This is a genomic window from Streptomyces sp. NPDC053665 (assembly GCF_055585285.1).
In genome coordinates, this window is sequence record NZ_JBVJKK010000002.1 from 553,814 (window position 1) to 577,003 (window position 23,190).

At 73.3% G+C, this 23,190-nt stretch carries 19 protein-coding genes; 11 read left to right on the forward strand and 8 right to left on the reverse strand.

The window, feature by feature from the left end:
* Positions 1-120: 120 nt before the first annotated feature.
* The 4 genes from ACZ6ZN_RS10070 (at position 121) to ACZ6ZN_RS10085 (ending at position 4,652) form a co-directional block, all read left to right on the forward strand.
* Positions 121-1,884 carry a pyridoxal phosphate-dependent aminotransferase gene (locus ACZ6ZN_RS10070; protein WP_469644795.1) on the forward strand — a complete coding sequence of 588 codons (1,764 nt, stop codon included), beginning with the start codon at positions 121-123 and terminating at the stop codon, positions 1,882-1,884.
* Between the two features lie 330 nt (positions 1,885-2,214).
* Positions 2,215-2,886, forward strand: coding sequence for a DUF4097 family beta strand repeat-containing protein (locus ACZ6ZN_RS10075; protein ID WP_398111408.1), 672 nt, complete (start codon positions 2,215-2,217; stop codon positions 2,884-2,886).
* Positions 2,887-2,898: 12 nt separating this feature from the next.
* Complete coding sequence (locus ACZ6ZN_RS10080) at positions 2,899-3,864, forward strand: ATP-binding cassette domain-containing protein (RefSeq protein ID WP_451876555.1); 966 nt, start codon at positions 2,899-2,901, stop codon at positions 3,862-3,864.
* A complete protein-coding gene (locus ACZ6ZN_RS10085) occupies positions 3,861-4,652 on the forward strand; it encodes an ABC transporter permease (protein ID WP_398111410.1) in 792 nt (263 codons plus the stop codon). The genes ACZ6ZN_RS10080 and ACZ6ZN_RS10085 overlap by 4 nt, the downstream gene beginning before the upstream one ends.
* Positions 4,653-4,741: 89 nt before the next feature.
* Here the strand turns inward: ACZ6ZN_RS10085 and ACZ6ZN_RS10090 are convergent, their stop codons facing one another.
* The 3 genes from ACZ6ZN_RS10090 to ACZ6ZN_RS10100 all read right to left on the reverse strand — a co-directional run bounded on the left by ACZ6ZN_RS10090 (position 4,742) and on the right by ACZ6ZN_RS10100 (position 6,915).
* The gene (locus tag ACZ6ZN_RS10090; protein ID WP_469644798.1) at positions 4,742-5,293 is read right to left on the reverse strand and encodes a YciI family protein; all 552 of its coding nucleotides are present in this window, start codon (positions 5,291-5,293) and stop codon (positions 4,742-4,744) included.
* Positions 5,294-5,396: 103 nt separating this feature from the next.
* On the reverse strand, positions 5,397-6,053 hold the full coding sequence (locus ACZ6ZN_RS10095) for a DUF4360 domain-containing protein (protein ID WP_451877123.1): 657 nt from the start codon (positions 6,051-6,053) through the stop codon (positions 5,397-5,399).
* Between the two features lie 403 nt (positions 6,054-6,456).
* Positions 6,457-6,915 carry an RrF2 family transcriptional regulator gene (locus ACZ6ZN_RS10100; protein ID WP_398111413.1) on the reverse strand — a complete coding sequence of 153 codons (459 nt, stop codon included), beginning with the start codon at positions 6,913-6,915 and terminating at the stop codon, positions 6,457-6,459.
* A gap of 127 nt (positions 6,916-7,042) precedes the next feature.
* Between ACZ6ZN_RS10100 and ACZ6ZN_RS10105 the strand changes: the two genes are divergently transcribed.
* The gene (locus tag ACZ6ZN_RS10105) at positions 7,043-9,934 is read left to right on the forward strand and encodes a glycoside hydrolase family 35 protein (protein ID WP_469644803.1); all 2,892 of its coding nucleotides are present in this window, start codon (positions 7,043-7,045) and stop codon (positions 9,932-9,934) included.
* Positions 9,935-9,983: 49 nt separating this feature from the next.
* On the opposite strand, the gene arfA is transcribed toward ACZ6ZN_RS10105, so the two are convergent.
* Positions 9,984-11,498: an arabinosylfuranosidase ArfA gene (gene arfA, locus ACZ6ZN_RS10110; protein ID WP_469644806.1), complete on the reverse strand. Its 1,515-nt coding sequence runs from the start codon at positions 11,496-11,498 to the stop codon at positions 9,984-9,986.
* Positions 11,499-11,734: 236 nt separating this feature from the next.
* Here arfA and ACZ6ZN_RS10115 point away from each other — a divergent pair, with 236 nt between their 5' ends.
* From ACZ6ZN_RS10115 to ACZ6ZN_RS10125, 3 genes are all read left to right on the forward strand, one after another.
* On the forward strand, positions 11,735-12,346 hold the full coding sequence (locus ACZ6ZN_RS10115) for a toxin-antitoxin system, toxin component family protein (RefSeq protein WP_451877126.1): 612 nt from the start codon (positions 11,735-11,737) through the stop codon (positions 12,344-12,346).
* The gene (locus ACZ6ZN_RS10120) at positions 12,343-13,572 is read left to right on the forward strand and encodes an MAB_1171c family putative transporter (RefSeq protein WP_451877127.1); all 1,230 of its coding nucleotides are present in this window, start codon (positions 12,343-12,345) and stop codon (positions 13,570-13,572) included. Before ACZ6ZN_RS10115 ends, ACZ6ZN_RS10120 begins: the two co-directional genes overlap by 4 nt.
* Positions 13,573-13,784: 212 nt before the next feature.
* Entirely contained in the window at positions 13,785-15,185 is a 1,401-nt protein-coding gene (locus ACZ6ZN_RS10125; protein ID WP_469644810.1) for an FAD-dependent oxidoreductase, read from the forward strand.
* 24 nt (positions 15,186-15,209) lie between these two features.
* Here ACZ6ZN_RS10125 and ACZ6ZN_RS10130 read toward each other — a convergent pair whose 3' ends face one another.
* Together ACZ6ZN_RS10130 and ACZ6ZN_RS10135 are read right to left on the reverse strand one after the other, a co-directional pair.
* On the reverse strand, positions 15,210-16,073 hold the full coding sequence (locus ACZ6ZN_RS10130; protein ID WP_469644813.1) for an SMP-30/gluconolactonase/LRE family protein: 864 nt from the start codon (positions 16,071-16,073) through the stop codon (positions 15,210-15,212).
* Positions 16,070-16,843: an IclR family transcriptional regulator gene (locus ACZ6ZN_RS10135; RefSeq protein WP_398111420.1), complete on the reverse strand. Its 774-nt coding sequence runs from the start codon at positions 16,841-16,843 to the stop codon at positions 16,070-16,072. The genes ACZ6ZN_RS10130 and ACZ6ZN_RS10135 overlap by 4 nt, the downstream gene beginning before the upstream one ends.
* 221 nt (positions 16,844-17,064) lie before the next feature.
* On the opposite strand from ACZ6ZN_RS10135, the gene ACZ6ZN_RS10140 reads away from it, so the two are divergent.
* Positions 17,065-19,116: a TerD family protein gene (locus tag ACZ6ZN_RS10140; protein ID WP_469645652.1), complete on the forward strand. Its 2,052-nt coding sequence runs from the start codon at positions 17,065-17,067 to the stop codon at positions 19,114-19,116.
* A 42-nt stretch (positions 19,117-19,158) separates the two neighbouring features.
* Here the strand turns inward: ACZ6ZN_RS10140 and ACZ6ZN_RS10145 are convergent, their stop codons facing one another.
* Together ACZ6ZN_RS10145 and ACZ6ZN_RS10150 are read right to left on the reverse strand one after the other, a co-directional pair.
* Positions 19,159-20,403, reverse strand: a complete 1,245-nt coding sequence (locus ACZ6ZN_RS10145; RefSeq protein ID WP_398111421.1) for a PucR family transcriptional regulator — start codon at positions 20,401-20,403, stop codon at positions 19,159-19,161.
* A 3-nt stretch (positions 20,404-20,406) separates the two neighbouring features.
* Positions 20,407-20,559, reverse strand: a complete 153-nt coding sequence (locus ACZ6ZN_RS10150; RefSeq protein ID WP_199825679.1) for a hypothetical protein — start codon at positions 20,557-20,559, stop codon at positions 20,407-20,409.
* Positions 20,560-20,774: 215 nt separating this feature from the next.
* Between ACZ6ZN_RS10150 and pgfA the strand changes: the two genes are divergently transcribed.
* Positions 20,775-21,770: a cell envelope lipid trafficking protein PgfA gene (gene pgfA, locus ACZ6ZN_RS10155; protein ID WP_469644818.1), complete on the forward strand. Its 996-nt coding sequence runs from the start codon at positions 20,775-20,777 to the stop codon at positions 21,768-21,770.
* Between the two features lie 237 nt (positions 21,771-22,007).
* On the forward strand, positions 22,008-23,159 hold the full coding sequence (locus tag ACZ6ZN_RS10160) for a glycosyltransferase family 4 protein (RefSeq protein WP_469644821.1): 1,152 nt from the start codon (positions 22,008-22,010) through the stop codon (positions 23,157-23,159).
* Positions 23,160-23,190 lie beyond the last annotated feature (31 nt).

Here is a 23,190-nt window from a genome sequence, read left to right on the forward strand (position 1 = left end):
GACGGTTGAACGGCGTCCGTGCGGTCTCCGTATGAGAGGGCGGCCCGTGCTCCTCGCGCGGGCCGCCCTCGCACGCCGGGTCCGGCCGCCCCCGACGGACCCGCCTCACACGGAGGTTCCATGGCCGACAAGGTCACCTCGCTGTTCCGCAGCACCGCGGCACACAGCCCTTCGATGGCGGCGCTGACGCGCGAGGGCGGCGACGGAGCCGGGCCGGTGGACTTCTGCATCCCGTGCAACCCCTACTTCCCCACCCCGGCCATGTTCGACGACATGGCCGCCCGGCTGCGCGACATCATCACGTACTACCCGAGCAGCGCGGACACCATCACCGCCGAGCTGTGCAGCCTGCTGCAACTGCCGCCGCAGTGCGTGGCGATGGGCAACGGCTCGACCGAGCTGATCACCTGGATCGACCACCTGCTGGTGCGCGAGTCCCTCGCCGTCCCCGTCCCCACGTTCGGCCGCTGGACCGACCAGCCCATGGAGACCGGCAAGCGGGTCGACATGTTCCCGCTCCAGGAGTCCAGCGGCTTCGCCCTCGACCTCGCCCAGTACGCCGAGTTCATCCGCGCCCGCGGCACCCGGGTCGCGGTGATCTGCAACCCCAACAACCCCGACGGCGGCTACCTGCACAAGCACTCCGTCGTGCAGTTCATGGACGCCATGGCCGACCTCGACCTGATCGTCGTCGACGAGTCGTTCCTGGAGTTCGCCGACGCCGAGGCCGAGCCGTCCGTCGTCCAGGAGGCGATGCTGCGGCCCAACGTGGTCGTCCTGCGCAGCCTCGGCAAGAACTTCGGCCTGCACGGCATCCGCTTCGGCTACCTCGTCGCCAATCCGGCGCTGGCCGGCCGCGTCCGCTCCATGCTGCCCAAGTGGAACCTCAACTCCTTCGCCGAGCACGTGGTGTTCATGCTGAAGGAGCACGGCGCCGAGTACGCGCAGAGCCTGCACCAGGTCCGCCGGGACCGGCTGGACATGGCCTCCCAGCTCTCGTCCCTGCCGGGGCTGACGGTCTACCCCTCGCAGGGCAACTTCCTCTTCGTGCGCCTGCCCGTGGGCGCCGAGGGCACCGTGGTCCGCGACCGGATGCTCACCGAGCACCGGATCCTGGTCCGCGAGTGCGGCAACAAGATCGGTTCGTCCAGCCGCTTCCTGCGTCTCGTGGTGCGCCCCCAGGTGGACGTGCGTCGCCTGGTGTCCGGCCTGGAACAGGTGCTCTACGGGACGTCCAGGAGGGGAGCCGCCGTACCCGAGCCGGGCAACGGGACCAGCTACAGCTCGGGTACGGCGGCCGTGGACCGGCTGATGAGCGAGACGAACGGAGCGGGGATGCAGGGCCTGGCCGCCCATGTCGCGGCGGTGGGCCCGGGCGCGCCGGGGACCGCCGGCGCCGGTGTGCCGCTCCCCGCCGCGGCGTCCGCCCTGCCGCCGGGCCACGACGGCGGGACACCGGTGCCGGCCGCGCCGCAGCCGGCGGCCGCGCCCCAGCCCTCCCCCGTCCCCCTACCGCAGCCCGCTCCCCTGCCCGCGCCGCAGCCCGTCCCCCAGCCGGCGCCGCAGCCGGTGCCGCAGCCCGGCCCGGGGCAACCGCTCACCCCGGCGGCCTCGCCGTTCCCGGCGCAGCCGCTCGCCCCGGCGCAACCGTTCGCCCCCGCCCAGCCGTTCGCCCCGGCGGCGCAGATCCCGGCCCCGGCGCCCACGCCCGCCCCCATGCCCATGCCTATGGCCACCGGTCCGACGCCACCCGGTGTGCCCGCCCGTGGCGGTCTCACGGCCGCCCAGGTCCGTGGGACGAACGGTCTGTCACCGGCCCCTGCCACCGGCTGGCCCGCGGCGCAGAACTGGCCCAACGCGGCCGGTATGGGCCAGGCCGGCTAGCCCCACCGCATCGGACACCTCTCGCCGGCGGGCCGTGCGCCCGCCGGCCTGTCGCCGTCCCCGGGAACCCACCACCCCGGGTCCGTACGCCGCGCCGCCACCGGGCGCGCGCCTTCGCCCGTTCCGCGGCAGCAGTCCCGCAGTAGCGTTCATCCCTCTTCATTGCAACGCACCCTGGACCGTGCGTTGCGTTATCCGGCAGAACAGTTGCAACGATTTCCAGGCTCTGAGCTGCAATGACACTGGTCGTATGCAACAAGCGCGTTGTCCAATCCGTGAATGCAACGTAGCGTTTCTCTTGCCGGAAACAGCGGTCGAAGGAGAGACGACATGCAGCGGTTCCCCACCCCCAAGCCCGTCACCACCGTGCTGGACGTCCCCGCGGGCCGCATCCTGTTCATCGCCGCCGACCGGGACGACACCACCGTCGAGGTCCTGCCCGCCGACGCGTCCAGGAGCCGCGACGTGAAGGCCGCGGAGCAGATCTCCGTCGCCTGCGCCGACGGCGTCCTGCGCATCACGGCCGCCGCTCCCAGGAACCGGCTCCTCGGTTCCTCCGGGGCCGTCGAGGTGACCGTGCAGCTTCCCAGCGGGTCCCACGTCCGGGCCCGGACGGCCGCCGCCGAACTGCGGGGCGTCGGACGGCTCGGCGACGTGACCTTCGAGGGCGCCCTCGGGCCGGTCAAGCTCGACGAGACCGCGGCCGCCCGGATCGGTGTCCAGGCCGGCGACATCTCGGTCGGGCGTCTGGGCGGCCCCGCCGAGGTCGCCGTGCAGAAGGGCGACATCCGGATCGCCGAGGCCGTGCGGGGCGCGTTCACGCTGCGCACCCAGCACGGCGACATCTCGGTCGGCGCCGCCCCCGGCGTCTCGGCCTCCCTGGACGCCGGCACCACCTACGGCCGGATCCACAACTCGCTGAAGAACGCCGACGGCGCCGCCGCCGGACTGACCATCCACGCCACCACCGCCTACGGCGACGTCACCGCCCGCAGCCTGTAGAGGAGACCATCCATGACCACCCCGGCGATCGCGGCGAACGGGCTGCGCAAGTCCTACGGCGACAAGACCGTCCTGGACGGTGTCGACTTCACCGTCCCGGAGGGCACCATCTTCTCCCTGCTCGGCCCGAACGGGGCCGGCAAGACCACCGCCGTCAAGATCCTCTCCACGCTCGTCCGGGCCGACGGCGGGCAGGCCCGGGTCGCGGGCCACGACCTCGCCACCCAGCCGCAGGACGTCCGGGCCGCGATCGGCGTCACCGGCCAGTTCTCGGCCGTCGACGGCCTGATCACCGGCGAGGAGAACATGCTCCTCATGGCCGACCTGCACCACCTGCCCAAGCCCGAAGGGCGGCGCGTGGTCGCCGAGTTGCTGGAGCGCTTCGACCTCACCGAGGCCGCCGGCAAGCCCGCCTCCACCTACTCGGGCGGCATGAAGCGCCGCCTGGACATCGCCATGACCCTGGTCGGCTCGCCGCGGGTGATCTTCCTCGACGAACCCACCACGGGACTGGACCCCCGCTCCCGCCACACGATGTGGCAGATCATCCGGGAGCTGGTGTCCGGCGGGGTCACCGTCTTCCTCACCACCCAGTACCTGGAGGAGGCGGACGAACTCGCCGACCGCATCGCGGTCCTGCACGACGGCCGCATCGCGGCCGAGGGCACCGCGGAGGAGCTGAAGCGGATCGTCCCGGGCGGACACGTGCGTCTCCGCTTCACCGACCCGGTCGCCTACCGGTCCGCCGCGGCGACGCTGGACGGTGCCGTCCACGACGACGAGGCCCTGGCCCTGCAGATCCCCAGCGACGGCAGCCAGCGCGCCCTGCGCCTGATCCTCGACCGGCTCGACGCCGCCGGCGTCGAGGCCGACGAACTGACCGTGCACACCCCCGACCTCGACGACGTGTTCTTCGCCCTCACCGGCGACGCCCGCGTCCCGCACCAGACGAACCAGCCCGAGGAGGCTGCCCGATGAGTTCGCTCTCCCTCGCCGTCCGCGACTCCACCACGATGCTGCGCCGCAACCTCCTGCACGTGCGGCGCTACCCCTCGCTCACGCTGAACCTGCTGCTGACGCCGATCATGCTGCTGCTGCTGTTCGTCTACATCTTCGGCGACACCATGAGCGCGGGCATCGCCGGCGGGGGCCCGGACCGGTCCGTCTACATCGCCTACATCGTGCCGGGCGTGCTGCTGATGACCATCGGCAGCACCACGATCGGCACCGCCGTCTCCGTCTCCAACGACATGTCCGAAGGCATCATCGCCCGGTTCCGCACCATGGCCATCCACCGCGGCTCGGTCCTGGTCGGCCATGTCGTCGGCAGTGTGCTCCAGTCGGTCGCCAGCGTGGTCCTCGTGGGCGCCGTGGGCGTGGCCATCGGCTTCCGCTCCACCGACGCCACCGTCCTGGAATGGCTCGCGGCGTTCGGACTGCTGGTGCTCTTCGCCCTGGCGTTCACCTGGATCGCGGTCGGCATGGGCCTGGTGAGCCCCAACGCCGAGGCCGCCAGCAACAACGCCATGCCGCTGATCCTGCTGCCGCTGCTGTCCAGCGCGTTCGTCCCGCTCGACTCGATGCCCGGCTGGTTCCGGCCGTTCGCCGAGTACCAGCCCTTCACGCCCGCCATCGAGACCCTGCGCGGACTGCTGCTCGGCACCGAGATCGGGCACAACGGCTGGCTCGCCGTCGGCTGGTGCCTGGCCCTGGCGGTGCTCGGCTACTTCTGGGCCGCGGCCAAGTTCGGCAACGACCCGAAGTAGCGGGCTGGCCCGCACGATCCACCGCACCCCCCTCCGAGGGCGGCGCACCCCGGCGACGGCCGGGGTGCACCGCCCTCTGCGGCCGTGCGTCAGCGCCGCCCGCCGCACTCCCAGTCGTGCACCTCGACGCTCGCGTACCGCTCCGGGGTCAGCACGGCACGCGCGTCTGCCGCGTGCGGTGCCCGCACCAGGGCCGCCGTCCCCAGCCACGCGGCACCGTCGTCGGACAGCAGCGGCCCGTACGCGATCAGTTCGTCCCGCAGGGCCTCGGGCACCTCCAGGTCGGCGCCGGCACCCGAGCCCAGCCCGAGGACGAGGTACCGGCTGCCACCGGTGCGCCCGCCGGGGAACTGTGCCATCGTCCGGCCCAGCAGGTTGCGCCACCGCCGGAGCAGGACGTCGCGGTACACGCCGGCCTGGTGGTTGGGCTCGTCGAAGGCGAACGCCCGGGCCGCGGCGGGGTCCGGAAGGCCGACGATGTGGACGCTGCCGGTGGGTGTCTGCCCGTCCTCGGCGAACGTCGGCCCCCGCGCGATCAGTTCCGCCTCGTAGCGGTCCATGTAGGCCCAGTGCGCCTCGCCCAGTCGCTCGCGCAGCGGCAGCGAGCCGGGCCGGTCGCGGTGGTAGCAGAAGAACTCCATGACTCATCCAACTCCAGGGGCTCCCCCCGTGTCTCCCCTCGCCGCCGGCCCGGAGCACCCGGGCGCGCGGGCGGAGGCGATCCCGCGCGCCCGGCTCAGGTCGTCAGGACTTCTTCTCCGGGCACTCCTTCCACGCCATGTGGTAGACGGTGCTGATGTCCCCGTCGGTCGAGTCCATGGTCATGAAGCTGACCTTGTCGGCCGACTGCGTACCGGCGTTGACGCGGATCTCCGTGTTGATATTGAAGTTGCGCTGCACCCCGCAGGGCGCCCAGACCAGTTGCGCCCAGTCCGTCTCGTCCGTGGCCTGCCAGTTGTCGTTGTAGGGGCCGCTGAAGGGGTGGGTGCGGTAGGCCGTGCTCGACGAGCCCTGGAAGTAGTACGACGCCCGCTGGGTCGCGCTCGCACCGCGCTGGAGTGCGGCGAAGCCGCGGTAGTCGGCGCTGGCGATGGCGTACGTGAAGCCCGAGGGCACGTGGACGATCAGGTTGAGCTGGCAGTTCCTGCGGAAGGCGGTGGGGTCGGAGTTGCCCCCGGCCTGGGCGAGGTAGTCGCTGTAGGTCACCGTGAACGCCGTGTTGTCCTCGGAGACGGCCACCGCGGCGGTGCCCTGCGGGCAGCCGGAGCCGTTCACCGTGGCGACCTTGATGACGATCTTGTCCGGGGGCGGGTCGACGAACCCGGAGGAGGGCGGTTGTGCGGGAAGTGCGCTGGTGAGCAGCGCGGCGATCGCGCCGCTCAGGAGCAGGCCACCGGCCATGGTTCTCCCATCCGTTCGTGGGGGGTGAGTGTGTCGGACCGTGCGACTGAACATGCGCATGACAAGCAACTCAGCGCATGCGCCCCCGGTTGTGACCGTTCCGTGGAGGAGCCGTGAAGGCCGGGGGCGGTGGCATCGTACGCAGGGCCGCGAGCACCGGCCAGGGCGCTGTCCGGCCATTCACACTGGCGGAAAGGCCACCGGCCCGCGTGCGGCACGGCCGCCCGCCGCCCGGGCGGAACGGGCCCCTTCGCGCACACCCCGGCCCGGGGCCGTGCCCGGGGGCGCATAAGGTGCGTTGCACACGTGCGTCGGCGTGTGCGCACGGCACACCCGCGTCAGAGCGAGGACATCCCGGGACGCCATGAGGATCACGCATCGCGCGGCGGCCGGCCGCGGCCCCTCAGGGGTTCTCCCAGGCCGCCGGTTCCGCCGCCAGCCGCTCCACCGGCTCGGGCAGGGCCCCGGCCGCCAGGTCGGCGATCGTCACACCCTCCAGGATCCTGCGCACGTTGGCCCGCAGCGCGATCCACAGCGGCAGCAGCGGCTCGGCGGTGCCCGAGTAGGCCAGCCCGGTCGGGCGTTCCCCGCGGACCGAGACGATCGGGCCGTCCACGGCCCGGATCACGTCCGCGACGCTGATCCGGTCCGCCTCCCGGGCCAGCCGGTACCCCCCGCCCCCGCCCCGGCGGCTGTCGACGACACCGGCCCGCCGCAGGTCCCCGAGGATGCCCTCGAGGAACTTGTGGGGGATGTCCTGCGCGGTGGCCACGGCCTCCGCCTTGACCGGCCCCTCGTCCTGCCGGGCGGCCAGTTCCACGACCGCTCGTACCGCGTAGTCCGCACGTGCCGAGATCCTCATAGGACCATTGTCGCGGTCACCCTGTAGACATGGACGCACCACCGGCACCCGGGCCGGCCTCGGCGGCCCCGCGGCGGCCGCGGAACACCGGCACCACGCAAGGCACGGCACAACAGGAGGCGCTCCCTTGGAGCTCAGCAGGCGCACCTTTCACGCGCTCGCCGGCACGGCGGCGCTCGGCTTCGCGCTGACCGGCAGCGGGTCGCCGAGCTCCGCGATCCCGGGCCGGCCCGTACGCACCGGCCCGCCGCCGCCGGTGCCGAGCGCCGACGGCCGGCCGCACGAGATCCGGTTCGACCGGCACTCGCTGCTGGTGGACGGCCGGCGGCTGGTGCTCTGGTCGGGCGAGATGCACCCGTTCCGGCTGCCCAGCCCCTCGCTGTGGCGGGACGTGCTGGAGAAGATGCGCGCCCACGGCCACAACGCCGTGACCGCGAGCGTCGCCTGGAACGTCCACTCCGCCGCGCCGGGGCGCTACGACTTCTCGGGCGTGCGCGACCTGGACCTGTTCCTGCGCACGGCCGCCGAGACCGGCCTGTACGTGGTGCTGCGGCCCGGCCCCCACCTCGGCGCCGACGTCGACGCGGGCGGCTTCCCCGGCTGGCTGACCGCCACCGAGGGCCGCGCCCGGACCACCGACCCCGCCTTCCTGCGGTACGCCGACGAGTGGCTGACGGCCGTCAACGGCGTCGTCGCCAAGCACCTGTTCACCCGCGGCACGGGCACCGTCCTGCTCTACCGCCTGGAGGACGCCCCCGGCGCCGACGACCCCGGCGACCCGGCCCGGCGCGCCTACCTGTCCCACCTGTACGACAAGGTCCGCGCCGACGGCATCGACGTACCGCTGTTCCACGCCGTGGAGGCCGGCCGCGCGCCCGGCTCCGGCGAACCGGCCCCCCTCCGGGGCCACTTCGGGGCCGAGGGGACCCGGTCCGCCGGGCGGGCACCCGCGTTCCTGCCGCAGGTGCCGGGCGGCACGGCCGACCCCTGGGGCGGCTCCCTGCTCGGCGGCAAGGGCTACGCCGAGGCCCGCCGCACCCACGACGCCGCGTACGAGCGGCGCACCCGCCTCGCCCAACTCGCCGACGGCGTCACGCTGCACAACGTCTACCCGGCCTACGGCGGGACCTCCTGGGGCTGGCTGCCCGCACCGGCCGTCTACACCTCCTACGACTACGGTGCCGCCTTCGACGAGGCCCGCAACGCCACCCCGAAGCTCGCCGCGACGCACCAGCTCGGGCAGTTGCTGCGGTCCGTGCCCGACCTCGCCCGGCTGAACCCCGGGCGCGCGGTCCGGGCCGCCGACGAGCGGATCCGGGTGCGGCACCTGACCAACCCGGACACCGGCGCCCACGTCTACGTCCTGCGCAACGACACCGACGAGCCGGTCTCCTCCACCCTCCCGGACGCCGGGATCGACGTCCCGGTCACCGTCCCGGCCCGGGACGCCAAGCTCATCGCGGCCGATCTCCGGCTCGGCAGACGGAAGATGGTGTACTCCTCCGTGCAGCCGATGCTGAGCCTGACCGCGGGCCGGCAGGACATCGCCGTCTTCGCCGGCCGGCACGGCGACCTGGCCCAGGTCGTGCTGGACTGCGCGGACGAGCCGACGCCCATGCGGCTGGACACGGAACCGGCCTGGGCGTACAACCTCGGCAAGCTGAACGTCTCCGTCCCGCTGGGCGCCGGCGGGCTGAGCCGGGTGCGGGTCGAGGGCGACGGCGTCGACACCCCGATGCTGCTGCTGTTCGCCGACGACGCCACCGCCCTGCGGCTGTGGCCCTACGAGACGCCGTCCGGCGCGCTGCTGGTCTACGGCCCGGCCCTGCTGCGCTCGGCCGTCCTGCGCGACTCCACGGTCCACCTCACCGGCGACACCACCGGCGCCACCGGGCTGGAGGTCTGGGGGCCGCGCGGCATCACCCACGTCACCTGGAACGGGCGCCCGGTGCCCGTCCGCGTCAGCGCCTCCGGCAGCCTGCTGGCGCTGCGCCCGCTGCCCGGCGTGACCCGCCCGGCGCTGCCCGCCCTGACCGGCTGGCGGCGGCGCACCGAGAACCCGGAGGCCGACCCCGACTTCGACGACGCGGACTGGGCGCAGGCCGACCGCACGACGTCCTTCAGCAGCACGCCCGTGCCGGACGGGCAGCCCGTGCTGTTCGCCGACGACTACGGCTTCCACTACGGCGACGTCTGGTACCGGGGCGCGTGGACGGGCGGCGGCGGCGCCGAGTCCGTCTCCCTGTCCTACAGCACCGGCACGCAGGGCCTGCTGATGGCCTGGCTGGACGGGGAGCCGCTGGGCACGCACCGCATGCCCGTGCCGGACCGGGAGCGCGCCCGGCAGGGCACGTGGACGGCCGAGGCCGTCCTCGACCTGCCGGAGGGGCTGCGCGAGCGGCTGCGCGCGGAGCCCCGGGCGCGGCACGTGCTGTCCGTGCTCGTCCGGCCGATGCAGCACGACACGGACGAGGGCGCGCGCGACACCCACAAGGCCGCGCGCGGGCTCACGGCCGTGACCTTCCGGGGCGCCTCCCCGAAGGTGACCTGGCGCGTCCAGGGCGCCGTCGTGCCCGACCCCGTGCGCGGCGCGCCGAACAACGGCGGGCTGTACGGGGAGCGGGCGGGCTGGCACCTGCCGGACCACGACGACCGGGACTGGAAGGACGCGGAACTGCCGCGCGCGGACCGGCGGCAGGGCGTCACCTGGTACCGCACGGACTTCCGGCTGGACGTCGCCCCGGGTGTGGACGCCTCGGTCGGCCTGGTCCTCGAGGACGACCCCGAGCGGGCGTACCGGGTGCAGCTCTTCCTCAACGGCTGGAACCTGGGCCAGTACGTCAACGACGTAGGGCCGCAGCACACCTTCGTGCTGCCGAACGGGATTCTGCGCACACGTGGTGCCAACACACTGGCGCTGGCGGTGCTGTCCGACGGGACGACTCCCTCCGGGCCGGGCGAGGTGCGGCTGACCCTGCTGGGTGCCGCGGCCGGAGGGGTGCCCGTCAAGCCGGTGTGACCGGACCGTGCCCGCCCGCGCGCCGGGGCACGGGCCGGGTCCGCGGCCGTCACGCCAGGCGGATCATGTTCCAGGACAGCGGCTCCAGGACGGTGTGCAGCGTGCCGTCCCGCAGGACCGTGCCGTCGACCGGGTGCGGGGCGACCCGTTCCGGATCGGCGAGGGTGTTGCGCGCGTCGGGGTCCGCGTCGGCGAGGGCGCTGTGCTCGACGACGGACGACAGCCCCAGGGCGCCCAGGGTGACCTCCAGCGGCAGCGCCTGGGTCCGGCCGCGGTTGACGGCGAACACGGTGACCGACCCGTCCTCGCCGCGGACGGCGGTGGCGTGCAGCAGAGCGGTCTCGCCGTACTTCGCCGTGTCGTACGCCGGGGAGTCCACCCGGACGTCGAGGACCTCGCCGCGGCCGTACCGGGACGCCTGCGCGAAGGGGAAGAACGTGGTCTGCCGCCAGGCCGGGCCACCCGGTTCGGTCATGATCGGGGCGATGACGTTGACGAGCTGGGCGAGGCAGGCGACGGTGACGCGGTCGGCGTGCCGGAGCAGGGCGATCAGGAGCGAGCCGAACACGACCGCGTCCATGACGCTGTAGTGGTCCTCCAGCAGACGCGGCGCCTCGGGCCAGTCGTCCGGCGCGAAGACCCGGGCGCGGGCCTCCCACTCGGGCAGGTACCAGACGTTCCACTCGTCGAAGGAGAGGGTGATCCGCTTCTTCGACTTCAGCCGCGCCCCCACGTGGTCGGCGGTCGCGACGACGTTGTCGATGAAGGACTCCATGTCGACGGCGGAGGCGAGGAAGGAGTCGAGGTCGCCGTCCTCCGGCCAGTAGTAGGCGTGCAGGGAGACGTGGTCGACGAGGTCGTACGTCTCCTCCAGGACCGTGGCCTCCCACGCGGCGAAGGTCGGCATGGACTGGTGGGAGGAACCGCACACGACCAGCTCGATCCCCGGATCCTGCTGCCGCATGGCCCGGGCGGTCGCGGCGGCGAGGCGGCCGTACTCCCGGGCCGTCTTGTGGCCGGTCTGCCAGGGGCCGTCCATCTCGTTGCCCAGGCACCACAGCCGGATGCCGAAGGGGTCCTTGTCGCCGTGGGCGGCGCGCAGGTCCGACAGGGCCGTGCCGCCGGGGTGGTTGGCGTACTCCTGGAGCTCCAGGGCCTCGGCGACACCGCGCGTACCGAGGTTGACGGCGAGCATCGGCTCGGTGTGCGGGCCGATCCTGCGCAGGAGGTCCATGTACTCGGACAGACCGAAGCGGTTCGTCTCGGTGGAGTGCCAGGCCAGGTCGAGGCGGCGGGGCCGGTCCTCCACCGGGCCGACCGAGTCCTCCCACTTGTACCCGGAGACGAAGTTGCCGCCGGGGTAGCGGACGGCGGTGACGCCGAGTTCGCGGATCAGGCCGAGGACGTCCCGGCGCAGGCCCGCGTCGTCGGCGGTGGGATGGCCGGGTTCGAAGACGCCGGTGTAGACGCAGCGGCCCAGGTGCTCCACGAAGGAGCCGAAGAGGCGGGGGTTCACTTCGCCGACGGTGAATGCGGGGTCCAGGGTGAAGCGGGCGGCTCGCATGGTCGCCTTTCGGGTCGGGGGGAGGCGGTCCGAGACGGTGACGGCGTGAGGCGTTCGATATGTCGAGCATGGGTCGCTGTTCCGAACGGGACCGTAGGTTCGAAGCCGGGGCGCGTCAATGGGTTCGGCGCGGCGCCCGTGCGCCTCGGGCGCCCGATCGCATGACGCGCGCACTTTCGGGCGCGTAGTCTCGGACGCGCTGCCCAGCCGACGGCCGGGGGTGAGAAGGGGGAGCGATGGACATCGCGGGCGCGCGGACGATGGCCGCCCGAGTCACCGCCGCACTCGGGCGTTCCCGCAGCGGCTCCGCCATGCGCGGCCTGGCCGCCGAGCTCGCCGCCGCGGTCCGGAGGAGACCCCAAGCACCCTCCTCCGTACGGGAGTTGTGCCGGGCGCTGTGCGAGGAGATGAGTGCGCGGCGGGGCGGCCGTCCCGTGCAGCTGCGGTTCGAGCGGTTCCCGGACGAGATCGAGGTGACGGGGCTGTGGGTCGAGTTCCAGGACTTCGACCTGGTCATCGTCGAGGAGCGGGCCGAGGCGGTGCAGCAACTGGTCATACTGGGACATGAGTTGTGGCATCTGCACGCCGGTCACGGCCATCACCGCGGGGCCGGCACGGCGGCGGCCCACGCGTTCGCCGGCCGGCCGGGCTGGCAGGACCTCGCGCTGACGGTGGCGGCCCGCCACGGCTCCCGGGAGCGGGACGAGGCGGAGGCCGACGCCTTCGGCCATCGGCTGGCGGCGGGGTGCCGGGCGCTGCTGCCCGGCGGGCGCGCCCCGGACGTACCCCTGGAACCCGTGCAGCGGTCGCTGGGCTACCGGGGGCCGCGAGGAGGTGCGGCACCGTGACGACGGTGGCGCTGACGCCGGTCGAGTTCGTCAACCAGTTCTACCCGAACTTCTGGTGGATCCCCGCCGGGATCCTGGCCGCCGCCCTGGCCATCAAGCTGCCCAGCATCATCCGGCTCTGGAAGGACCCGCTGCTGCGCGCGGTCGGCGGGCTGCTGCTGCTCGCCTGCGCAGTGTTCGTGTTCGTGGCGCCGTCGACGATCGCCCGGGTCAACCGGCTGACCGGAGTGGCGAACTTCTCCGGCCCGTGGGTCTACTCGCTGCTCACCGCGTTCTGCGCGTTCTGCCTGCTGCTGATCATCACCTGGCGCAACGGCCTGGCCGACCGCTCCGACCGCACCCGGCGCGCGATGCGCGGCGTCGTGGTCGTCTACTCGTGCGTGATCGCCGCGATGTGGGTGCTGTTCGCCCTCGCGGACGTGCCGGAGGAGCGGCTGCGGGATCTCGACACGTACTACGCCAACACCCCGTACATGCGCGAGATGATCGTGCTCTACCTGCTCGCGCACACCGTGGCGGCGGTGGTCACCAACGGGCTGATCTGGAACTGGATCCGCACCGACGGACTGGACTCGCTGCTGCGCTGGGGGCTGAAGTTCCTCGGCGTGGGCTACGCCGCGCAGTTGTTCTTCGACGCCGCCAAGCTGACGGCCGTGGCGGCCCGCTGGGCCGGGCACGACCTGGACTGGCTGAGCACCGCCGTCGCCCCGCCGCTCGCCTGCCTGTCCGCCGTGCTGATAGCGGTCGGCTTCATCATCCCGCACGCCGGGCAGTACCTCCACGGCCGCTGGCACGTCCGGCTCGCGTACCACGAACTGCGGCCGCTGTACCAGTTGATGAAGACGGTCGACGGTGACGGTGTCCCGTTCCTGCTGCGCGCGACTCCGGAACTGCGGCTGGTCCGCCGGGAGACGTTCATCCGCGACTGCCTGCTGCCGCTCGCCCGGTACGTCGACGAGGACCGGCGCGAGAGGTACCACGAGGCCGCCCTCGCCCTCGGGCACCCGCCCGACCGGGCCAAGGCGCTGGCCGCGACCGCGGCGATCCTGGACGCGGTCGACGCCAGGAGCCGGACGAAGGAGGACGACGGCGCCGGCGCGCGTGACACCACGGACCTGCTGCGCGAGATCGGCGCGGTGTCCCGGGCCCTGCGCCGCGCGGAGGACCTCCGGGCGATCCGCGCCCGGGTGCCCGACCCCGCGGACGGCAGGTCGCTCACGGGCTGACCGCCTCGCCCGTGGCCGGTTTCCCGGCGGGACCCGCACCGGGGGGTGGCGGACACGGTACGTGAAGGTACGGTGAGAGCCGTCCGGAACAGGAGCCTGTATGGCTCGAAACCGTTGCCCGCGCCGGGTGTTGTGCGTCGCGCGGCGGTGGCCGGGCGCCGGGGAGAGCCCTCAGGGCGGGGGAGCCGTCATGGCTGAGTGCGAGGAGTCGCATGTCGCGTAGAGCTGTCGTCATCGGTGCGGGACTGGCCGGCATGCTGGCCGCGGCGGCGCTGTCCGCCGTCGCGGACGAGGTGGTCGTGCTCGACCGCGACGACCTGCCCGAGGGGCCGGAGCACCGCAAGGGCCTGCCGCAGGGACGTCACGCGCATCTCCTCCTGGCCGGCGGACTGGCCGCGATGGAGGACCTGGTGCCCGGGGTGAGCATGCGCAAGCATCTGCTCGCCGCCGGCGCGCACGAGGTGTCCCTCGGCTCGGGCATGGTCGCCCTCACCCCCGAGGGCTGGTTCCGCCGCTGGCGCCACCCCGGGCCGCGGATGCTGACCTGCACCCGCGCGCTGCTCGACTGGGTCGTGCGGGCCGCGGTGCTGGACCACACCGGCGTGGTGATCCGCAAGGCCCGGGTGCTGGAGCTGACCGGATCACGGCAGCGGGTGACGGGGGTCCGCCTCTCGACCGCCGCCGGGGACGAGGAGCTCCCCGCCGACTTCGTGGTCGACGCCAGTGGACGCGGCTCGCGGATCGTGACCTGGCTGGAGGGGCTGGGGATCGACGACGTGCGGGCGAGGACGGTGGACGCCGGCCTGGTCAACGCCACCCGCCTGTACCGCATGCCCGAGGGCGCCGAACGCTTCCCGCTGACCATGGTGCAGGCCGATCCGTACCGGGGGCGGCCCGGCCGCAGCGGCATGGTGCTGCCGATCGAGGGCGACCGCTGGATGGTGAGCCTCGCCGGCACGCGCGGCGGCGGCGAACCGCCCTCCGACCCGGAGGCGTTCCTCCGGTACACCCTGGACCTGCCCGACCCGATCGTGGGCCGGCTGATCTCCGGCGCGGAACCGCTCACCGACGTCCACGTCAGCCGCAGCACCAGCAACCACCGCAGGTACCTGGAGAAGGTCCGCTCCTGGCCCGAACGCCTCGTCGTCCTCGGCGACGCGCTGGCCACCTTCAACCCGGCCTACGGCCAGGGCATGTCGGTGGCGGCGCTCGAAGTGCGGGAACTGGCGCGGGAGGTGCGGCGGGCGGGCCTGAAGGGCCCCGGACTCGCCCGGCGGGTGCAGCGGCGGGCGGCCCGGCCGGTCCAGGCCGCCTGGACGATGGCAGTGAGCCAGGACGTCTGGTTCCCCGGGACGCGCGGGGGCTCGCCCGGCCTGGCCGACCGCGCGGTCACGGCGTACACCCGCCGCATGATCCGCACGGCGACCGGTTCGTACACCGCGGCGTCGGCGGTCTGGGACGTGATGAGCATGACGACCGGGCCGGAGCGGCTGCTCCGGCCCTCGACGGTCCTCGCGACGCTCAGCGGGCCGCCCCTGCCGCCGGCGGTGGGCGCACCGCTGACGGAGCAGGAGCAAACGATCCTGCGCGGACTGGACCGGACGGGACGCTGAGCGGGGCCGGAGCCGGAGGCTCCCTCAGCCGGCGAACGCCGGCTGGGGCAGGCCCCGGCCGGCGCCGGGCACCACGAACAGCGAACCCGCCAGGGCGGGCGGGTCGGTGAGCCCGGTGCGCGCGGTCGTGACGTACAGGTCGCCCAGCCCGGCCCCGCCGAAGGCGCAGGCCGTCACCAGGGGCACCGGCAGGTCGACCACCCGGTCCAGCCGTCCGTCGGGCGTGTAGCGCCGGACCGCCGCGCCCTGCCACAGCGCGACCCACACGCAGCCGTCGGCGTCCACGGTGAGCCCGTCGGGGAAGCCGGCGCCCTCCTCGATCTCGGCCAGCGTCCGGCGTCCGGACACCCGCCCGTCCACGTGGTCGAAGACGTCCACGCGCCGGGTGGGGGTGTCGATGTAGTACATCAGCCGCCCGTCGGGGCTCCACCCGGTGCCGTTGCTGACGGTGACGTCGTCCAGCACGGTCTCGGCCGAGCCGTCGCCGGTGACGCGGGACAGCGTCCCGCCGCCCGGCGCCTCGTCGTAGCGCATGGTCCCGGCCCACAGGGAGCCGTCGGGCGCCACGGCGGCGTCGTTGGCCCGGCGGCCGGGGACGGGCTCGCGGCGCAGCCAGCGGAAGCCGCCGCCGGTGCCGTCCTCCTCGGGGTCGAGGAGGCCGATCCCGTCACGGAGGTTGAGCACCAGCCCGCCGCCGGCACGCGGCTTGACCGCACCCACGTGCTGGTCGGTGCGGCGGGTCGTGCGCCGTCCGGTGGCCGGGTCGTACGTGTGCACGCGGCAGCCGAGGACGTCGAGCCACAGCAGCCGGCCGGCCGCCGCGTCCCAGGTCGGGCCCTCGCCCAGCTCGGACTCGGCGCGCACGGCGACCTCGCAGGGGGTCCTCATGCCACGCTCCGGTGCCCGAGGTGCTCGGACAGCTCGGCGGCGCCCTTGGCGGCCAGCTGCTCCAGTTCGGCGCGGCGCTCCTCGCTCCAGCGGATCATCGGCACGGAGATGGACAGCGCGGCGACGACCTGCCCGGTGCGGTCGCGGACCGGCGCGGCGACGCAGGAGACGTCCGGGTTGGACTCGCGGCTCTCCACGGCGATGCCCCGCTCCCGGATCCCGGCCAGGGCCTCGCGCAGCGCCGCGGGATCGGTGATGCTGTTGGGCGTCATCGCCGCCAGCTCGGCGCCGTCCGGGATGCGCGCGGCCAGCTCGGCGTCGGGGAGGGAGGCCAGCAGCATCTTGCCGACGGACGTGCAGTGCGCGGGCAGGCGGCGGCCGGCCGCCGACACCATCCGCACGGCGTGCGTGGAGTCGACCTTGGCGATGTAGATGACGTCGGTGTCCTCGAGGATCGCCACGTGCACGGTCTCGTCGCAGGTCTCGGCGACGGACCGGGCGACCTGCTGCCCCTCGGCGGCCAGATCGAGCTGCTCGGCGTAGCGGGCGCCGAGCTGGTACGGGCGCACGCCGAGCCGGTAGCGTCCCGGCTGGCCGGGCACGGGCACGATGTACTTGCGCGCGGCGAGCGTGGTGACCAGCTCGTGCACGGTGGTGCGCGGCAGTTGCAGCCTGCGCACGATGTCGGGGGCGGAGAGCGTCCCGTCCCCGTCGAGGAAGAGCTCCAGAATGTCGAGAGCCCGGGTCACTGCTGGTACGAGGCGTCCCACGACCGGCCCCCTCCCTGTGTCTCGGCGCCCGCGTTCGATATTTCAACAGGCGATCGGCATGACGAACACAGGCTAGCCATAGAGGTAGAGCCGGGCAATGGCCCGGGGGCCGAGGGCCCGAAAGACCCCGAGCACCCCACGAGTACGTGTCCTGCACATTAAAGTGCCGCTGTGCGGCACGTCACATGTGCCGCAGAGGTGGGGGGTTTCCTGTGCGTGAGATGACCATGGGCTCGAACGTGTCGTTGTCGGCCCTGAGTGAGAACGTCGGTTCCGCGATCGTCAGCCTCGGCTGGTCCAGCCCGAGCGGTCAGGGCGACGCCGACGTGTCGGTGCTGCTGCTCGGCGCCGACGGCAAGGTCCGCGGCGACACCGACTTCTACTTCTACAACAACCCGGTGGCCGCCGACGGCAGCGTGCAGCTGCTCGGCAAGGAGCCGACGGGAGACGGCAGCGAGGACCGGATCAGTTTCGACCTGACCGCGGTCCCGGCCGGCGTGGAACGGATCGTCGTCGCGGCCAGCCGCTACGGGACGGCGCGCTTCGGCGAGTTGGACGATCTGCGCGTGACGCTGGCCGACGCGGTGGGCGAGGCGCTGCTGCGGTTCGTCGTCGAGGACGCGGGCGAGGTCAGTGCGATCATCTTCGGCGAGCTGTACCGAAGGGGCGAGGAGTGGAAGTTCCGGGCCGTCGGACAGGGCTACGAGAGTGGGCTCGCCGGACTGGCCACGGACTTCGGCGTGGACATCGAGGACGACGCGGCGCAGGCGGACGCGGAGGCGGAGGCGGACGCGGAGACGGAGGCGGAGGCCGCGACGGTGGACGGGGAGGAGACGGCCGCCGCGGCCGACTCCGGCGCCGCGCCGCGCACGGTCCTCGAGGCCGTCCCCGCGCCGCGGCCGCCCGCCGACGCGGAGACGGCCCCGAAGAAGCGCGCCGCCCGGCCGCGGACCGCGAAGAAGAAGGTCACGCTGCCCCGAGCGCCTGTGAAGAGCCTGGCCGAGAACGAGTCCTGGAAGCAGGCCCGGCTCTTCCCGGTCTCGGCCCTCAAGAGCGACCGGGACCGGGAGATGCGCTCGACTTCCGTGCTGTTGTCGGTGATGGCTCAGGTGCCTCGGTTCGGCAGGCGGATCACCGCTCCCTTCGGAGCACCCTCCGGCCGCATGGAGACCTTCACCGAGGTGTCGCTGCCGCACGGGGACAGCCCTCGGCGCCCCGACGGCGTCATCCGCGTGGAGCGTGCCGGGAAGCTGTGGACGGCCCTCGTCGAGACCAAGACGAACGGCAACCCTCTCAAGTCCGACCAGGTCCAGGCGTACATGGACATCGCCGCCAGGCGTGGCTACGAAGCCGTGATCACGCTGTCCAACGACGTGGCACTGGAGGGCCGGCCGCTGGTCGACGTGAAGATCGATCGGCGTCGCAAGCACCAGGTAGCTCTCTGGCACCTGTCGTGGGCCGAAGTGGCTCATCAAGCGCAGATGCTGATTCGTCATGAGGGAGTCGGAAACGCCGCGCGCACTTGGTTGCTGCAGGATCTCCTGCACTACCTGCAACACGAGAACTCCGGTTGCCACGGATTCCAGAACATGGGCTCGGCCTGGGTCCCCGTACGCAACGGCATCAGCGACGAGACGCTCTGCCAGGGCGATCCACGTGCCATGGAGGTCGTCGAGAGCTGGGAGCGGCTGATCCGTCAGGTCTGCCTGCGCCTCGGCGGTGAACTCGGCCAGAAGGTGCTGCCCGCCCAGCGCACCCGGCGCGGCACCGACCCCGGCGCCCGCCGTGCGCGGCTCGCGGACCAGCTGTGTCTGGAGGGCAGGCTGCAAGCGGAGTTGCGGGTCGAGGGCGCGCCCGGGCTGCTGGCCGTGTGCGCCGATCTGCGCACGGCCAAGCTGCGCACCTCCGTGGAGATCCCGGCGCCCGAGCAGGGGTATCCGCTCACCTGGGCCAAGCGGCTGATCCGCCGGCTGGCCGAGGCTCCGGCCGACCTGCACGTGGAGACGCTGGTGGAGGGCGAGACGGGCGGTCCCCGCGGCACCCTGGAACGGCTGCGGCCCGAGCCCGCGGACCTGCTGCCGAAGGACGGCGCCCGCATCACCGGTTTCCGCCTGTCCCTCTTCAAGGGCATGGGCAGCGGCCGCGGCAGCGCCGAGTCCGGCTTCATCCGCAGCGTCGACGACGCGGTGCACCGCTTCTACACGTCGGTGGTCGTGCACGTCGACGCCCCGGTCCCCGGGCGGGCGGTGGTGAAGGAGCGGGTGGGGGTGTGACGGCCGGGGGCCGGTGGGCCTCATGGTGGTCCCCGGCCCCGGTCACCGCCGCCCGCGGGGTACCCCCAGTTCTCCCCTCAGGCGGTGGGCGCGCAGGACCAGTTCGAGTTCGAAGCGGCGGTCCGGGTCGTCGATCTCGTCGCCCCACAGTTCGCGGATCTGGCGCAGCCGGTAGCGGACCGTCTGCGGGTGGACGCCCAGGCGGGCTGCGACCTCGGGGGCGCCGCCGCGGGTCTCCAGCCAGGCCAGCAGGGTCTCGGCGAGGCGGCGGCCGTGGGTGGGGCCGCAGTGGGCCAGGGGGGCCAGGCAGCGCAGGGCCAGGTCGTCGATCAGTTCCTCGGGCTGGAGGAGGACGAGGGCCTCGGTGTGCTCGGTGCAGTGCAGGACCTCCCCGGAGGGGAGCAGGTCGCGTTCCATGAGGCGGACCGCGGCCTCCGCCCAGCGCAGCGACTTCGCCGCGTCGGCCAGCGGGACCGGCGGGCCGATCGCGCCGGACCAGCCGGCCAGGGCCCGGTGCAGCAGCTCGGGGCGGCCGGCCGCGTCCGGCTCGGGGACGACCATGCGGGGCTGCTCGTACTCCATGTCGAGCAGGACGCCCTGGCCCACCGCGGGGGCCATGGCCTCGCGGGCCGGGCGCAGCAGGACACCGACCGCGACCTTCCCCGGCACGGGCCAGCCGATGCGGGCGGCCCGTTCGGCGAAGGCCTCGGTGGGGTCGCCCCGGTGGTGCTCGGCCAGCAGCAGTTCCATGAGGCGGCGCTGGAGCCGCAGGCGTTCACCGGCCTGGCGGGCCGCCGCCTCGGCGTAGCCGCGCACGGACTGGTCGACCAGGCCGTCGAGGTACTCGTAGCCGGCGTCGACGAGTTCGTACATCGCCGGGGGCGGGATCTGCACGCGCTGCCCGATGTCGGCGAAGCGGCGCCAGGCCATGCGTACGCCCATGCGGTAGATCGCCTGGAGGGAGTCCAGGGAGCGGCCGTTGAGTCCCTCGCCGCGGCCGAAGTCCTGGAAGACGCCGGGCGGGACGGTGGGGCGGCCCTCGGAGCGCTCCAGGTGCTGGACGAAGACCTCGATGGCCCGGCGGATGCCGATCAGGGCCATCGGCTCGCCGGAGTCGTCGAGGACGACGGGCAGGTGCGGGTACTCGCGCTGAATCTCGCGGAGGATCTCCTCGGCGAGCCCGGGTGCCTCGGCCATGACGGTCGCGGCGAACCGGCGCACCTGGAGGCGCGGTACGTCGTGCCAGGCCGAGCGGGTGGTGACGGTTCCGGTGCGGGCGGCCGTCATCGGTCAACTCCCCTGCCCGGTCCGCTCGTACGTGATCAGGGGCGTGTTCGGCTGGTCGGGGGTGGCTTCGAGCAGCGCGACCACGCCCAGCGCGGCCCCCACGGCGAGGGCGGCGGCGAGCGCTACGGTCAGCGCGGCAGCGAGCAGTCTGGACATCGCAGGGTCAGCCTCTCTGTCCCGGATTCGCCCGGAGATCGTCCGGAGGTCGCCCCACCCCGGCGCCCCGTCCCTGCTGTCGCGCCCAGTCTCGACAAGCATTGACACCCCGTCAAGAGCGGCCTACGGTTCCCGGCCCAACCGCACGCGCGCATTTCCGCCGCCGTGCCGGTCCTCTCGTACGTCGAGCCGTCCCAAGCCACTGGAGTGCCCGGATGCGCCGTACAACCTCCCCGTTCTCCCTGGTCCTGCTGGGTCTCGGCACGTTCCTGCTGGTGCTGGCGCCCCTGCTGGCCTGGTACGTGCAGCCGCGTGCCGCGGTGAACCCGATCGACATCGACACCACCGCCGTCTACACCGGCCGGGGCAGTGTTTTCGACACCGACCGGATCGAGACGGTCCCCGACCGGCGGATCACCGTAACCCAGCGCGTCCGGGGCGACGTCGAGGACAGCGAACGCAGCGGCAACGCCGTCTGGGACGTGACGACCACCGTCGACACCGACACGTCGCTGCCGGCCGCGGATCCGCACGACGCGCTGGACTTCGTGCCGCACCGCTGGGTGATGGACCGCAGGACGACCCGGCCCGTGCACTGCTGCGGGGAGAAGCCCCACATCGAGGGCGAGGCCTATCTGAAGTTCCCCTTCGACGTGCAGAAACGCTCCTACCAGTGGTGGGACAACACCCTCGGGGACACGGTCGTGCTGCGCTACCGCGGCACCGAGAAGGTGCAGGGCTACACGGGCTACAGGTTCACCGGCTCCGTGCAGCCGACCAGGACCGGGACCCGCATGGTGCCGGGCAGTCTCGTCGGGCGGCCGCAGCGCCCGCAGGTCCTGGCCGAGGAGTGGTACTCCAACCACGGGTTCGTGCTGGTCGTCGACCAGGCCACCGGACGTGTGCTGTACGCGCAGACCGGGCCGCGGCGCACCCTGCGGGCACCGGGCGGGAAGAAGGACGCGGCGGTGCTGCTGGACAGCGAGAAGGTCGCCTTCACCCCCGCCACGCAGCGGGAGGCCGTGCGGCAGGCGAAGCGGGACAGCGGACAACTCCACCTCTTGGGGACCACGTTGCCGATCGGCGCCGGGATCGCCGGGCTGCTGCTCGCGGTGGCGGGCGGCGTTCTGGTGGTGCGTGGGCGGAAGGAGCCGGAGCAGCCCGTTCCGTCCGATACGCACCCTTCGCCCCAGCCCTCCCTCACAAAGTGATGTGACGTCAGCGTCGACAAGGGCGGAAATTGTCACGTCGGTGAGTAGCCGTGGCGAACGTCCGGGCGAAAACTGTCCCACCCCACCCCGAGCACAGACCGTCCACACTCCCCTCCTGGAAAGCGCTCAGGCCCCTCACAGGCCGACCCCCCGTGACTCACCACCCCACCCCCCTCACCCCATCCCCCACGTCTTCCCCACGCTGAGTTCCGCACTCCGAGACGAGTTGGAGCACCCATGCCCCAGCACGTGCCGTCCCAGCTGCGCACCGCGCTCTCCGGCGGGCCGCAGCACCCTCCGGCGCTCCCCCCACAGCCGCGCCGGATCGTCTTCCTCGCCCACCGCGATCTGGACAATCCCTCGGCCGGCGGCTCCGAGCTGCTGGTCGACCGGCTCGCCGACGGCCTGACCCGCCTGGGCCACCAGGTGACCCTGCTGTGCGGCGGCCCCGCGTCCTTCCGCGACTACCGCGTCGTGTCGGCGGGCGGCCCCTACGGCCACTACCTGCGGGCCCGTTCGGCGTTCGCCCGGCAGGCCGGCGAGTGCGACCTGCTGGTCGAGGTCTGCAACGGCATGCCCTACCTGGCCCCGCTGTGGCACCGCGGGCCGACCCTGACCCTGGTCAACCACGTCCACACCGACCTGTGGGCGATGCGTTTCGGCGGGCCGCTGGCCCCGGCGGCCCGACTGGGCCGAAGACTCGAGCACTGGGCGCTGGCCGGGGCGCGGCAGCGCAACCTGCTGGTGGCGGTGTCGTCCTCGACGGCGCACGCCCTGCGGGCGATCGGGGTCGCGCGGGAGCGGATCCGGGTCGTGCACAACGGCGTGGAGGAGCCGGGGCCCGGCGCCGGGCGCTCACCGGAGCCGCTGTTCGTCGCCGTCGGGCGGCTGGTCGAGTACAAGCGGATCGATCTGCTGCTGCGCCTGTGGGAACGGGTGCGGCCGGTGACCGGCGGACGGCTGGTGATCGTCGGCGACGGCCCCGAGCGGGAGCGGTTGCAGCGCCTGGCCGGTCCCGGTGTGGAGTTCACCGGGTACGTCTCCGAGGCCGAGAAGCACCGGCTGCTGTGCGCCGCCTGGCTGCTGCTGCACCCGTCCGCCGTGGAGGGGTGGGGGCTGGTCGTGACGGAGGCGGCGGCCCGGCAGACGCCGAGCGTGACCTTCGACGTGCCCGGACTGAAGGACTCCGTGGTCGACGGCGAGACCGGTGTCCTCGCCCGCGGCGAGTCGTCGTTCGCCGCGGCCTGGTGCGCGCTGGCCCTGTCGGCGGAGCGGCGGGAGCTGATGGGCAAGGCCGCCCGGGAGCGGGCCGCGCAGTTCCGGTGGGACCGGACGGTACGGCAGTTCCGGGTGGTGGCCGCGGAGGCGGTGCGGAGCTGGACGCCGTGACGTCGCCCCTGCGCCGCGTCGCTGACGCGGT